The sequence below is a fragment of the Bacillus cereus group sp. RP29 genome, from assembly GCF_040459765.1.
Lineage (GTDB): Bacteria > Bacillota > Bacilli > Bacillales > Bacillaceae_G > Bacillus_A > Bacillus_A paranthracis.
In genome coordinates this window covers 1,458,416-1,470,485 of record NZ_JARVHN010000001.1, presented here as the reverse complement: position 1 = coordinate 1,470,485, position 12,070 = coordinate 1,458,416, and the positions used below count along the sequence as shown (strand labels likewise).

The following is a 12,070-nucleotide window of genomic DNA, read 5'->3' as shown; positions in this document are numbered from 1 at the left end:
TCATTTCCTCTCTCTGTTTCAATTTAATTATTGTTGTATTCCATATGTACATTGATTCTTCCTGCTTTATTATACAAATAAAAAGCTCAAACTTTTTCAGTTTGAGCCCCCTTATTTGAACCCGTTATTGTTGTTTGTTTGTAAATGCTTCATGAAGTGCAGATAACTCACGTTCAAGCTCTCCTAACATTGCTTTCCCTTGTTCTTCTGCAATAAGACCAAGGCGAACTGCAAAATCGACTTCGCGGGATAGTCCAAACATTTGTGTGTCTAACACTTCTTCATATAATGGACATTGCGGCATTGTAAGATGGTCCATTTGCACCTTAATAAGTCTTAAAATCTTCTCCGCATCCGCTTGTAGAAGGGCTAGTGCCTTTTCCTGATGATTTGATACTGTCTCAGACGCCAAATTGATTCCCTCCGTTTCCGTCCTACTCTCTCCTATCTATTAATATTAGCGATAGTTTTAATAAATTGCAATAGAAACATTTTTTGTGACAATAGTGTCTAATACTATTATACTGAAAAGTGGGAGTATAACACAAATGGGGGAACAACAATGAGCGAAATTTTATTTATTAATGGAAAAGTTCGTTTTCCAATCACTATCGATCCAACCGTTTGGATCTTTGATGATCGAAAAGTAGATTTGACAACTTACTTTGATGAAACGAGAGAAAACACTTCAGAACTAGAAGCTTATTTAAAAAACACTTCGGAACATTGGGATCGCGAAATCCGTGATGGTGCTGCTTTCCCGCCGATACAACAAAGTGTAAAGAAATTTAAAAAAGAACAGCTAATTACTGGAACGTTCGGTATACCATTTCAACCTTTTCTTGCTAATGCCGAAATTTCAGATGACGCTACGCAAGTCGAGATCGAAACAGTAGATGATACAATAACGCTTCCATTAGAAACTGTCAAACATGCTATTCTTGGTTTTTCAAAAGAAGGAAAACCATTAAAAGAAGATGGACCTGTTCATTTATATTACAATGATGGATCTAATAGACAAAATCCAATCCGTAACATCCGCAAATTTACAATTATTTAAAGAAAAGGAGTGAGCTTTTGCTCACTCCTTTTTATAGTAAATCTGCGGCTAGTTGAGCTAAATTAGATCGCTCCCCTTTAACAAACTTTACATGACCACTAATACGTTGCTCTTTAAACTTCTCTACAACGTATGTTAAACCGTTATTATATTCATCCAAATACGGATGATCAATTTGCTGAGGATCTCCCATTAATACGATTTTACTTTTTTCTCCTACCCTCGTTAGTATCGTTTTCACTTCATGCTTCGTTAAATTTTGTGCTTCGTCAATTATAATGAATTGATCTGGAATACTTCTCCCGCGTATATACGTAAGAGCTTCTACTTCTATCGAACCCATTCCAGCTAAAATAGCATCTAACTCTCCTGGTTTTTTCGTATTAAATAAATACTCTAGATTATCAAAAATCGGTTGCATCCACGGTCTTAACTTTTCTTCTTTTTCTCCCGGTAAATAACCGATATCTTTCCCAACTGGAACAATTGGCCGTGCAACGAGTAGTTTTTTATATAACCCTAAATCTTCCGTTTGCATGAGCCCCGAAGCTAAAGCTAGTAATGTCTTTCCTGTACCAGCTTTCCCTGTTAGCGTAACTAGTGGAATATCTTCACGAAGCAACAATTCTAATCCCATAATTTGCTGCACATTTCGTGGTCGTATTCCCCATACTTGTTCATTTGGAAAAATAAGTTTCTTTACCTTCTTACCTAAATGATCCACAATGCCTAGTGCTGAACTAGATCCACCTAACGCATCTTTCATTACTACAAACTGATTTGGATAAAAAGGATGATTTGCAATTTCGGATAAAGGCAATTCGCCTTTTTCATAAAAATAATCCAATTGTTCTTTTGATATATATCCTTCTAAAAATCCTGAATATATATTTTCCACTTCAATAACCCGATCACTTAAATAATCTTCCGCCTTTAAACCTATTGCATCTGCTTTTACCCTTACGAGCACGTCTTTACTTACTAAAATAACAGACTTCCCGTCCTCTTTTTCTTGTTCTTCTAAAGATAGATTTTTTGCTACAGCTAAAATTCGATTATCATTTGTTTTTTCTACAAAAATATCTTGTAGTTGGACAAACGAACGATGATTTAATTCAATACGAAATGTACCGCCGTTTTCTAGCGGAATACTTTCATGCAGTTTTCCTATTTCACGAAATTTGTCTATTAACTTAGATACATAACGAGCGTTTCGTCCTACTTCATCCATATAACGTTTTTTCGAATCAACCTCTTCTAATACAACTGCTGGAATCACTACTTCATTGGTTTCAAATGAAAAAATAGATAAAGGATCCTGCAAAAGTACATTCGTATCTAACACATAAATTTTATCCAACCTGTTACCCCCTGACTCCACTTTTAAATTTGTAGAACAAGGGTTTCATCCATAAAATATGGACGAACCATTGTTATAATTATATGTACCGTATAAACGAGGTAGAATCGAAATTTATAGCCATTAAACCTTTTATTTATTTTTTATTCATTTCTATTCAATATATTACTTTTAATTATAATTATTAACATAAAATCACAATAAGCGATTACAAAAGTTAATAACTGACTTTCTTATTTATCACATTTATAATTCTTTCATTCCTGCTAACACTTGGTTATCGAGCTTTTTAGCTGCACGAAGATCATACGTTTTTTCATATGTTGGCTCAATTGCAAGTTTTGCACCATAAAACATAACATCACGTACTTCTTGTACATTTACTTCTATTACAGTTAATTTTAGAGGAATGCCTTCCATTCTATCAGTCAAAATTTCACCTGCACCACTTATGGAAAATACGGACTCATTCGCCATTATAGTCAATACCACTCCAGTACTATGTCTTATATTTTCCACAATACGTGAACGTTGATCTACTGCAAATCGAATACTAGTTTTACTCACTGCATACACCCAAGAAATAGCACTTACGTTAGGAACTTGTTTTTCAAAATCTGTTGTTGCTACCATAACAATACACTCTTTACGTAACGTTTGTACTAAATCATCTGTTAATGTGGGCTCTACTACATTCGCCATATTTCCACCTCCAAATATACTTCATATATCCTTATCATAACCTATTTTTTGAATTGCGAAAATATTATTTTTTCCCACTATTATTCAAAAACATTACACTTCCATGATATACTTATACTGATAGAATTCGTATTGAGGTGACGAAATGAGAGTCAAATGTATGATTTGTGATAAAAAAGATATGTTAGATGATGAAAATCCTATGGCAAAAAAGCTGCGTAATCGCCCTATTCATACATATATGTGCATGGAATGTTCGGAACGAATTGCTGAACGTACGATGGAACGTCATGCAAGTGGTAATTTCCGATTATATCGTGATAAAAAAGTCGAAGACGATTGGTAAAATATAAATAAGTCCTTTATCAATATGATAAAGGACTTATTTATATTTTTCAGGTTCACGATTCATTTGATCCAAAAAACAATCAATAGCTTCTAATGGAAACCTTGCAGATTTTCTTTCTCCATTTATTTCATATGTAACTAAATACATTTCCTCGTTCTTCTTAACTTCCACATTTCTCAATTTATGTTCTTCATATATCATATTTTGAAATAACAAATACGTTTCTTTTGCAGCACTATCATCCGGACGTGCTTCGGCAACTGTTTTAATTGTTAACCAATTATATAACGCATCTTGTACGGAACGCATAAAACTCCCCCTCATCCTGCTTTTTGTTGTCTTGCTTGACGTAATCGCAACCTATAAATCCCAAGTACAATTGCTGCTACAACAAGCCCCTCTCCAACAGGTAAAAAAACTGCAAAGAAAGTTAATACTGTACACCCAATCGCTAACGATATATATATCACTATATTTTTTATTATAGATAGTTTTCTTGCAAAACCTAAATTATACACAAGTGCACTTAATATAATAATGACGCCATACAGTAACCACATCCCTAGCTCTGGATTTCCATCGACTTTACATAACTTCGCAAAAAACGACATTCTTTCTAACACCATTTATCCCCCTTCCTCATAAATCAAACCATTTTTCTTTATGTACTTAATACAAGAGTAACCTGTGAAAAAAATACTGTCCACAAAAAGAGTAAATATTCTAAAAAATAAACATAAAAAAACAGCTACCTTAATTAAAGGTAGCTGTTTTACTATTTTACGCTTCTACAGATTTCTTTTTCTTAGCAGCTCTTTCACGTTCGCTCTTATCAAGAATCTTTTTACGTAAACGAATTGATTCTGGAGTTACTTCACAGAACTCGTCATCGTTTAAGTACTCTAATGATTCTTCTAAAGTCATTAAGCGTGGTTTTTTCATTGTTGAAGTTTGATCTTTCGTCGCAGAACGAATGTTAGTTTGTTGTTTCATTTTCACAACGTTAACTGTTAAGTCATTCTCACGAGTGTGTTCTCCGACAATCATACCAGCATATACTTCTGTACCTGGTTCAACGAAGATTACACCACGATCTTCAACTTGCATAATACCGTATTGTGATGCTTTTCCTGTTTCAAGTGAAACTAGAACACCTTGACGACGTCCACCAACTTGTCCAGCGTGTACTGGTTGGTAGCAATCGAATGTATGGTTTAAAATACCGTAACCACGAGTTAATGTTAAGAATTCTGTTGTGTAACCAATTAAACCACGTGCTGGAACCATGAAAGTAAGGCGAACTTGACCGTTTCCGTTATTCACCATATCTAACATTTCACCTTTACGAGCACCCATAGATTCCATAATAGAACCAGTGTATTCTTCAGGTACATCGATTTGTACACGCTCTACAGGCTCACATCTTACGCCATCAACTTCTTTAATAATTACTTCTGGCTTAGATACTTGTAGTTCATAACCTTCACGACGCATGTTTTCAATTAAGATAGATAAATGTAGTTCCCCACGTCCAGATACGATCCATGCATCAGGAGACTCTGTATTATCTACACGTAAACTTACATCTGTTTCTAATTGTGAACGAAGACGCTCTTCAATTTTACGAGATGTAATGTATTTACCTTCACGACCTGCAAATGGACTGTTATTTACAAGGAACGTCATTTGTAGTGTTGGCTCATCAATACGTAATAATGGTAACGCATCTTGATGTTCAACTGGACATACTGTTTCACCAACGTTAATGTCTTCCATACCAGAAACAGCTACTAAGTCTCCAGCTTTTGCTTCTTCAATTTCTTGACGTTTTAATCCCATGTAACCAAATAATTTTGTTACGCGGAATTGTTTTACGCTTCCGTCTACTTTCATTAAAGCAACTTGTTGTCCAACCTTCATTGTACCGCGGAATACGCGTCCAACTCCAATACGTCCAACATAGTCGTTGTAATCAAGAAGTGCTACTTGGAATTGAAGTGGCTCTTCGCTGTTATCAATTGGTGCAGGAATATGTTCAATAATTGTATCAAATAATGATTTCATATTCTCTTCTTGATTTGCTGGGTTTGAATCTAAGCTTGCTGTTCCGTTCATTGCTGATGCAAATACAACTGGGAACTCTAATTGATCTTCGTTTGCACCAAGTTCGATGAATAAGTCGATTACTTCATCAACTACTTCATCAGGGCGAGCGAAGTCACGGTCAATTTTATTTACTACTACGATTGGAGTTAAGTTTTGCTCAAGAGCTTTCTTTAAAACAAATCGTGTTTGTGGCATACAACCTTCATATGCATCAACAACAAGTAAAACACCATCAACCATTTTCATAATACGTTCTACTTCTCCACCGAAGTCAGCGTGACCTGGTGTATCTAAAATGTTAATTCTTTTATCTTCATAGTGAATCGCAGTATTTTTCGCTAAAATTGTAATACCGCGCTCTCTTTCTAGATCATTTGAATCCATTGCGCGCTCTTCAACGTGTTCGTTCGCACGGAAAGTCCCCGCTTGACGTAATAACTGGTCAACAAGTGTTGTTTTACCATGGTCAACGTGGGCAATAATTGCTATATTACGTAAATCTTGTCGTTTTTTCAACATGTCCAACTCCTAATGTCTTTTTAATCCTTCTCTATTATAAGAGCGAAGGGGATACAATAGCAATTAAAATAAAATCAAGAATGAAAATATAGTTGTATTCTTACTTTTGTGAAAGTAAAATGAGATTGGAGGGTGAAGAAATGGAACACATTCAATATCGCTTTTTATTAACTGCAATTATCGGTGTTATTTTCTTAATTGGTATCGGCATTATGATTGCTGAAAATAGTCCAATCGGTATTATTATTTGCATTATCGGCACATTTGTTACAGTTGGATACGGTTTTGTAACAAAAAGAAAAATGCGTAAATCGCAATAACGTCAAAAAGTAAGAAGCCTGTATACAGCCTCTTACTTTTTTTGTTACTTGGATATAAAGTGAAACTTTAATCAGTGGTTTTTTTCTTCATCCCCCACTGATTATCAGCCCTCACCAATCGGGATAAACGATAACACTTCTTCATACACCCCTGGCTTCGCAACTAATACACTACTCTTCTCTACGATAGAAAGTGGCGCTCCGGAGAATGTTGTTACCTTGCCTCCAACTTCCTCTACAATTATCTGTCCCCCGCCAAAGTCCCATGGCGATAACCTAGGTGTTACATATGCATCGATTCTTCCAGTTGCAACGTATACCATCTCTAATGCTGCACAGCCATATGATCTCGTGCCTCTTGCTTTCTTAACAAGTGCCATCATACTTTCCATATTAAGCAATGGATTGTCGGTAAGCCATATCGCATTTAAAGCTACAATACCTTGCTCTACAGTACCTTTTTCTAATAAAGGTATCGGTACTTCATTACAAAATGCTCCAGCCCCTTTTAACGCATGATATAATTCATCATGAACTGGATCATAAATAAGTCCAATCTTTCCGATACCGTTCTCATAAATTCCAATTGAAATTGCAAAATTTCTTTTTTGGTGAACAAAGTTCATCGTGCCGTCAATTGGATCAATTAACCAAACAACCCCGTCAGAAGAAGTTACCTCGTCTCCATAGCCCTCTTCACCTAAAATATGATGATGTGGGAATGTTTCTTTAATTTTCCCAATTAAAAACTGTTCTATTTCTCGGTCCATATTTGTTACTAAATCAGCTGCATTTGATTTTGTTTCTATAATAAGTGCTTTTTTCATTGATGCCATTAAATGCTCTCCCGCATCCCGAATCCACTGTTTGGCGTGTGCATCGATGTCTTTCCATACTTCTTGCATGTTTAAACACTCCGATCTATACTGTTCACAGAAAAAACGAACCCTTTATAAGGTTCGCACCAACTAATTTTTTATACATATACTATTATTACGCTTCTAAACGAATCATTTCAAGTCTTAACACTTCTAACTTTTGTACACACTCTTCTTTTTTCTGTTTATCATCTTCCATCATCGCATCATATAAAGTTGCTAATTCATAATCTAGCTCCAAACGTAGCACCGGTATTCTCTTTTCAGCATCTGTTCTCTTTAACGCATTAATCACCTGTCTCATATTATTTGCCTCCTCCCAATATTCGTCTGCCCTCGGACTAGAATTAATTCAATTTTCTGATTTTTTGTTTTATACTATACTATGTTGGATAAATCATCTATGCAACAAAATTATATTTTTTTATTTAAATTTTTTTGTGCTGTTTTTTTTATGAATAGTACAAGCTATGCTAAAATAAAAGCAAAATAGGAGTTGGAGGAACAATCATGACACTACAAACATTCAAATCAACTGATTTTGAGGTCTTTACAGTTGATGGTCTCGAAGAACGAATGAGTGCAATTAAAACGAACATTCATCCTAAGCTAGAAGCTTTAGGGGAACAGTTTGCAGCGTATTTATCCAAACAAACTGATGAGAACTTTTTTTATCATGTAGCAAAACACGCACGTCGCAAAGTCAATCCACCAAACGATACTTGGGTTGCTTTTTCAACAAATAAACGCGGATATAAAATGCTACCACATTTCCAAATTGGATTATGGGGTACTCATGCCTTCATATACTTTGGTTTAATCTATGAGTGTCCACAAAAAGTGGAGACGGCTCACGCCTTCTTAGAACATATAAATGATTTAAAAACAAATATTCCAAATGACTTCGTTTGGTCCATTGACCATACTAAACCAAGTGTAAAATTACATAAAACACTTGAAACAAATGATTTACAAAAGATGATTGAACGTCTAGCTACTGTAAAAAAAGCAGAATTATTAGTTGGTATTCATATATCACCAGAGGAGTTTTCAGCAATGACCAACGAACAATTCCTTGCTAAGATTGAATCTACGATGCAATCACTCCTTCCTTTATATGCACTTTGTAATCGATAGTAGAAAACGGACAATTTATATTGTCCGTTTTTAGTTGTTATCACATTATATCACTTCAGTTTTTATTTTTCAAAATATTTTTTACATTTTCACAAGCTTTTCTTCTTCAATTTCTTTAGCCTTCTGAATCGCACGGTATATAGAATATCCACTTACTTCTTGAAACTCTTTATCAATTTTCTTTTCTTCTGCTTTCGATGGAACAATCTCTTTAAAACGACGATATAAACCCATTAATTCTTCTCTTACAATTCCTTTTTCATATGCTTTCTCAATCGCTTCATAAAACTTCACAATTGTAACCATTTCCTCATTTGACCAATCATAATCTAACGGATATTGATATTCCATTTCGCACCTCATTTATCATTTCTTCTTATTTCAATACGCTATCTTAAAGTGATTTTTTCTACTTCACTATAGTCACTTTGCATTATACACTATTTATTCATTTTAATGGAATTGCCTTCCACTAGAAGTTAGTAGGCAGCTACTATTTAACATACTCACCGTAAAAATATTTTTTGCTATACATCTATAATTATTGGTGATATAATGCTTTTGTTTTATAGGAAATAAAGTGAAGCTCCCATCTCAAAAAAGCTTTTGTGAATGGCAGAAAAACAAGTCTCATTCTAAAAAAGAACTTAACTTTTTTAGAACAAGATTATATAAAACAAACTCTAATAAATATAAAAAAAGAAGGGGTGTATAGATTGTCCCAATACGAAACACCATTGTTTACCGCTTTAGTTGAGCACAGTAAGCGAAATCCAATTCAATTCCATATTCCAGGTCATAAAAAAGGGCAAGGCATGGATCCTGAATTTCGCGAATTTATTGGGCATAATGCATTAGCAATTGATTTAATTAACATTGCGCCGCTCGATGATTTACATCATCCAAAAGGTATGATTAAAGAAGCACAAGATTTAGCAGCCGCTGCATTTGGTGCGGATCATACTTTCTTTTCTATTCAAGGTACAAGTGGCGCAATAATGACAATGGTGATGAGCGTTTGCGGTCCTGGTGACAAAATACTAGTGCCACGAAACGTGCATAAATCAGTAATGTCAGCTATTATTTTCTCAGGTGCAAAACCTATTTTCATGCATCCTGAAATCGATCCAAAACTTGGTATTTCACATGGAATCACAATCCAATCTGTCAAAAAAGCACTTGAAGAGCACTCAGATGCGAAAGGCTTACTTGTTATTAATCCAACATACTTTGGCTTTGCTGCGGACTTAGAACAGATTGTACAATTAGCACATTCTTACGATATCCCTGTACTCGTTGATGAGGCTCATGGTGTTCATATTCATTTTCACGATGAACTGCCGATGTCAGCGATGCAAGCCGGTGCAGATATGGCAGCAACGAGTGTTCACAAATTAGGTGGATCTTTAACGCAAAGTTCTATTCTTAATGTAAAAGAAGGCCTTGTGAACGTAAAACATGTTCAATCTATTATTAGCATGCTTACGACTACATCAACGTCTTACATCTTGTTAGCCTCCCTAGATGTTGCTAGAAAACGTCTTGCTACAGAAGGAAAGGCGCTCATAGAACAAACAATACAATTAGCGGAACAAGTTCGTAATGCTATAAATGATATTGAACATCTTTACTGTCCAGGGAAAGAAATGCTAGGTACGGATGCTACTTTTAACTATGATCCTACAAAGATAATTGTATCTGTAAAAGATTTAGGTATTACAGGCCATCAGGCTGAAGTATGGCTTAGAGAGCAATATAACATTGAAGTAGAACTCTCAGATTTATACAACATACTATGTCTTGTCACTTTTGGGGATACAGAAAGTGAAACGAATACACTTATTGCGGCATTACAAGATTTATCAGCAACATTTAAAAATAAAGCTGATAAAGGTGTTCAAGTGCAAGTAGAAATTCCAGAAATACCTGTGTTAGCACTTTCTCCTCGAGATGCTTTTTATTCGGAAACAGAAGTCATCCCATTTGAAAATGCAGCAGGTCGTATTATAGCTGATTTCGTTATGGTTTATCCGCCAGGGATTCCAATCTTTACTCCGGGGGAAATTATTACACAAGATAACTTAGATTATATTCGTAAAAACTTAGAAGCAGGTTTACCTGTACAAGGTCCTGAAGATATGACATTACAAACATTACGCGTGATTAAAGAGTACAAGCCTATCAGTTGATAGGCTTTTCTTTCACCCTTTTGGCCCTTTCTCATACGATATTATGTAATGTAACGTATAGGTGGGGATACTATTATGATTGTAATAGGCCGTTCTATTGTACATCCTTATATCACAAATGAATATGAGCCATTTGCAAATGAGAAACAACAAATTTTATCTATAATGGCAGGAAATCAAGAAATCTATTCCTTCCGAACATCTGGTGAACTCAGCTTTGATCTAAATTTGCGTGTTCATATTATTACTTCTGCATTAGAACTTTTTCAAAGTGGTTTTCAGTTTCGTACATTTCAACAATCTTTTTGTAACCCTCAGTATTGGAAAAGAACATCTCTTGGAGGATTCGAGCTCCTTCCAAACATACCCCCTTCCATTGCCATACAAGATATTTTCAAAAACGGAAAACTATATGGAACTGAATGTGCCACCGCTATGATCATTATTTTTTACAAAGCTTTACTAGCATTATATGAGGAAGAAACTTTCAACCGTCTCTTTGCAAACCTTTTACTTTATACGTGGGACTACGATCAAGATTTAAAGCTCATAACAAAGACAGGTGGTGATCTTGTCCCAGGTGATCTCGTTTACTTTAAAAATCCACAAGTGAATCCAGCTACAATCGAGTGGCAAGGAGAAAATACTATCTATCTAGGAAATTTCTTTTTTTATGGGCATGGCGTAGGTGTAAAAACAAAAGAAGAAATTATATACGCATTAAATGAGCGACGAGTCCCTTACGCTTTCATTTCCGCTTTCTTAACCGATACTATTACCCGTATTGATAGCCGTCTCATGAGCTACCATGCTTCTCCTAGCACACCACAGACATCCATAGGATTTATTCCGATTAGAGATGATGCAATTGTTGCAACAGTTGGCAACACAACTACAGTTTATTAAAAAAAAGCACCTACATATGTAGGCGCTTTTTTTATTTAAGCTTTTGAATGTTCTTTATGGTCACAGTCGCAATGAGATCCGCATTTCCCGTATAGTACTGTTGATTTTTCATCTTCAAAATGTCCGATTGTTCCTTCACATACTTGGCATACGATTGTTCCCATTTTTCATTTCCCCCTGAGTTTTAATAGTAATCTATTTATTTATCATTAAGCTTTCGCATTATCTCTACTAGCACAGTCACAATTTGTTCCGCATTTTCCGTAAAGCACTGTCGTTTTTTCATCTTCAAAATGTCCGATTGTTCCTTCACATACTTGGCATACGATTGTTCCCATTTTTCATTTCCCCCTAAGTTTATGGTCCTAAAAACTTTCAGCTGTCCATTTCCTATCAATTATTGGGCTTTTGTATGCTCTGTGTGATCACATCCGCAAGATCCACATTTCCCGTAAAGTACTGTTACTTTCTCATCCTCGAAGTGTGCAATTGTACCTTCACAATCTTGACATACGATTGTTCCCATTTTTCATTTCCCCCTAAG

Annotated in this window: 18 protein-coding genes; 6 read left to right on the top strand and 12 right to left on the bottom strand. The window is 35.3% G+C overall.

Features of this window, described 5'->3' with window-relative positions; genetic code table 11:
• Positions 1 to 124: 124 nt before the first annotated feature.
• Positions 125 to 412, bottom strand: coding sequence for an Fpa/YlaN family protein (locus QCI47_RS07830; protein WP_000135695.1), 288 nt, complete (start codon positions 410 to 412; stop codon positions 125 to 127).
• A gap of 150 nt (positions 413 to 562) precedes the next feature.
• Between QCI47_RS07830 and QCI47_RS07825 the strand changes: the two genes are divergently transcribed.
• Positions 563 to 1,060, top strand: coding sequence for a molybdopterin-binding protein (locus QCI47_RS07825; protein WP_001289788.1), 498 nt, complete (start codon positions 563 to 565; stop codon positions 1,058 to 1,060).
• Positions 1,061 to 1,091: 31 nt separating this feature from the next.
• On the opposite strand, the gene QCI47_RS07820 is transcribed toward QCI47_RS07825, so the two are convergent.
• Complete coding sequence (locus QCI47_RS07820; RefSeq protein ID WP_000358084.1) at positions 1,092 to 2,420, bottom strand: PhoH family protein; 1,329 nt, start codon at positions 2,418 to 2,420, stop codon at positions 1,092 to 1,094.
• A gap of 246 nt (positions 2,421 to 2,666) precedes the next feature.
• Entirely contained in the window at positions 2,667 to 3,122 is a 456-nt protein-coding gene (locus QCI47_RS07815) for a pyridoxamine 5'-phosphate oxidase family protein (protein WP_000024588.1), read from the bottom strand.
• Positions 3,123 to 3,267: 145 nt separating this feature from the next.
• On the opposite strand from QCI47_RS07815, the gene QCI47_RS07810 reads away from it, so the two are divergent.
• Positions 3,268 to 3,468 (top strand): YlaI family protein, encoded by a 201-nt coding sequence (locus QCI47_RS07810; protein WP_001995040.1) that lies wholly within the window; start codon positions 3,268 to 3,270, stop codon positions 3,466 to 3,468.
• A gap of 36 nt (positions 3,469 to 3,504) precedes the next feature.
• On the opposite strand, the gene QCI47_RS07805 is transcribed toward QCI47_RS07810, so the two are convergent.
• From QCI47_RS07805 to typA, 3 genes are all read right to left on the bottom strand, one after another.
• Complete coding sequence (locus tag QCI47_RS07805) at positions 3,505 to 3,780, bottom strand: hypothetical protein (RefSeq protein WP_001258148.1); 276 nt, start codon at positions 3,778 to 3,780, stop codon at positions 3,505 to 3,507.
• An 11-nt stretch (positions 3,781 to 3,791) separates the two neighbouring features.
• Positions 3,792 to 4,094 (bottom strand): YlaH-like family protein, encoded by a 303-nt coding sequence (locus tag QCI47_RS07800; protein ID WP_353811737.1) that lies wholly within the window; start codon positions 4,092 to 4,094, stop codon positions 3,792 to 3,794.
• A 157-nt stretch (positions 4,095 to 4,251) separates the two neighbouring features.
• A complete protein-coding gene (gene typA, locus QCI47_RS07795; protein WP_000914763.1) occupies positions 4,252 to 6,096 on the bottom strand; it encodes a translational GTPase TypA in 1,845 nt (614 codons plus the stop codon).
• A gap of 140 nt (positions 6,097 to 6,236) precedes the next feature.
• Here typA and QCI47_RS07790 point away from each other — a divergent pair, with 140 nt between their 5' ends.
• On the top strand, positions 6,237 to 6,416 hold the full coding sequence (locus QCI47_RS07790; RefSeq protein ID WP_000400127.1) for a DUF5325 family protein: 180 nt from the start codon (positions 6,237 to 6,239) through the stop codon (positions 6,414 to 6,416).
• 104 nt (positions 6,417 to 6,520) lie between these two features.
• Here QCI47_RS07790 and QCI47_RS07785 read toward each other — a convergent pair whose 3' ends face one another.
• Together QCI47_RS07785 and QCI47_RS07780 are read right to left on the bottom strand one after the other, a co-directional pair.
• Complete coding sequence (locus QCI47_RS07785; protein ID WP_001158692.1) at positions 6,521 to 7,321, bottom strand: inositol monophosphatase family protein; 801 nt, start codon at positions 7,319 to 7,321, stop codon at positions 6,521 to 6,523.
• An 88-nt stretch (positions 7,322 to 7,409) separates the two neighbouring features.
• A complete protein-coding gene (locus QCI47_RS07780; protein WP_001250164.1) occupies positions 7,410 to 7,598 on the bottom strand; it encodes a hypothetical protein in 189 nt (62 codons plus the stop codon).
• Positions 7,599 to 7,804: 206 nt separating this feature from the next.
• Here QCI47_RS07780 and QCI47_RS07775 point away from each other — a divergent pair, with 206 nt between their 5' ends.
• Positions 7,805 to 8,431 carry a YktB family protein gene (locus QCI47_RS07775; RefSeq protein WP_000175082.1) on the top strand — a complete coding sequence of 209 codons (627 nt, stop codon included), beginning with the start codon at positions 7,805 to 7,807 and terminating at the stop codon, positions 8,429 to 8,431.
• 81 nt (positions 8,432 to 8,512) lie between these two features.
• Here the strand turns inward: QCI47_RS07775 and QCI47_RS07770 are convergent, their stop codons facing one another.
• Positions 8,513 to 8,782, bottom strand: coding sequence for a UPF0223 family protein (locus QCI47_RS07770; RefSeq protein ID WP_000456556.1), 270 nt, complete (start codon positions 8,780 to 8,782; stop codon positions 8,513 to 8,515).
• Positions 8,783 to 9,147: 365 nt separating this feature from the next.
• On the opposite strand from QCI47_RS07770, the gene speA reads away from it, so the two are divergent.
• Positions 9,148 to 10,620 (top strand): arginine decarboxylase, encoded by a 1,473-nt coding sequence (speA, locus tag QCI47_RS07765; protein ID WP_000084881.1) that lies wholly within the window; start codon positions 9,148 to 9,150, stop codon positions 10,618 to 10,620.
• Positions 10,621 to 10,695: 75 nt separating this feature from the next.
• A complete protein-coding gene (locus QCI47_RS07760) occupies positions 10,696 to 11,526 on the top strand; it encodes a protein-glutamine gamma-glutamyltransferase (protein ID WP_309422338.1) in 831 nt (276 codons plus the stop codon).
• A gap of 35 nt (positions 11,527 to 11,561) precedes the next feature.
• Here QCI47_RS07760 and QCI47_RS07755 read toward each other — a convergent pair whose 3' ends face one another.
• Genes QCI47_RS07755 through QCI47_RS07745 form a run of 3 tightly spaced genes read right to left on the bottom strand, consistent with a single transcriptional unit; the run spans position 11,562 to position 12,052 of the window.
• Complete coding sequence (locus QCI47_RS07755) at positions 11,562 to 11,690, bottom strand: GapA-binding peptide SR1P (RefSeq protein ID WP_000536793.1); 129 nt, start codon at positions 11,688 to 11,690, stop codon at positions 11,562 to 11,564.
• A gap of 45 nt (positions 11,691 to 11,735) precedes the next feature.
• A complete protein-coding gene (locus tag QCI47_RS07750; RefSeq protein ID WP_000536805.1) occupies positions 11,736 to 11,864 on the bottom strand; it encodes a GapA-binding peptide SR1P in 129 nt (42 codons plus the stop codon).
• A 59-nt stretch (positions 11,865 to 11,923) separates the two neighbouring features.
• A complete protein-coding gene (locus tag QCI47_RS07745) occupies positions 11,924 to 12,052 on the bottom strand; it encodes a GapA-binding peptide SR1P (protein WP_000536778.1) in 129 nt (42 codons plus the stop codon).
• Between the last annotated feature and the right edge of the window lie 18 nt (positions 12,053 to 12,070).

Excerpts from the sequence above, each read along its gene's own strand:
- QCI47_RS07825 (WP_001289788.1), top strand. The coding sequence starts at position 563 with ATGAGCGAAATTTTATTTATTAATGGAAAAGTTCGTTTTCCAATCACT.
- QCI47_RS07815 (WP_000024588.1), bottom strand. The coding sequence starts at position 3,122 with ATGGCGAATGTAGTAGAGCCCACATTAACAGATGATTTAGTACAAACG.
- QCI47_RS07810 (WP_001995040.1), top strand. The coding sequence starts at position 3,268 with ATGAGAGTCAAATGTATGATTTGTGATAAAAAAGATATGTTAGATGAT.
- QCI47_RS07805 (WP_001258148.1), bottom strand. The coding sequence starts at position 3,780 with ATGCGTTCCGTACAAGATGCGTTATATAATTGGTTAACAATTAAAACA.
- typA (WP_000914763.1), bottom strand. The coding sequence starts at position 6,096 with ATGTTGAAAAAACGACAAGATTTACGTAATATAGCAATTATTGCCCAC.
- QCI47_RS07790 (WP_000400127.1), top strand. The coding sequence starts at position 6,237 with ATGGAACACATTCAATATCGCTTTTTATTAACTGCAATTATCGGTGTT.
- QCI47_RS07785 (WP_001158692.1), bottom strand. The coding sequence starts at position 7,321 with ATGCAAGAAGTATGGAAAGACATCGATGCACACGCCAAACAGTGGATT.
- QCI47_RS07780 (WP_001250164.1), bottom strand. The coding sequence starts at position 7,598 with ATGAGACAGGTGATTAATGCGTTAAAGAGAACAGATGCTGAAAAGAGA.
- QCI47_RS07775 (WP_000175082.1), top strand. The coding sequence starts at position 7,805 with ATGACACTACAAACATTCAAATCAACTGATTTTGAGGTCTTTACAGTT.
- QCI47_RS07770 (WP_000456556.1), bottom strand. The coding sequence starts at position 8,782 with ATGGAATATCAATATCCGTTAGATTATGATTGGTCAAATGAGGAAATG.
- QCI47_RS07760 (WP_309422338.1), top strand. The coding sequence starts at position 10,696 with ATGATTGTAATAGGCCGTTCTATTGTACATCCTTATATCACAAATGAA.
- QCI47_RS07755 (WP_000536793.1), bottom strand. The coding sequence starts at position 11,690 with ATGGGAACAATCGTATGCCAAGTATGTGAAGGAACAATCGGACATTTT.
- QCI47_RS07750 (WP_000536805.1), bottom strand. The coding sequence starts at position 11,864 with ATGGGAACAATCGTATGCCAAGTATGTGAAGGAACAATCGGACATTTT.
- QCI47_RS07745 (WP_000536778.1), bottom strand. The coding sequence starts at position 12,052 with ATGGGAACAATCGTATGTCAAGATTGTGAAGGTACAATTGCACACTTC.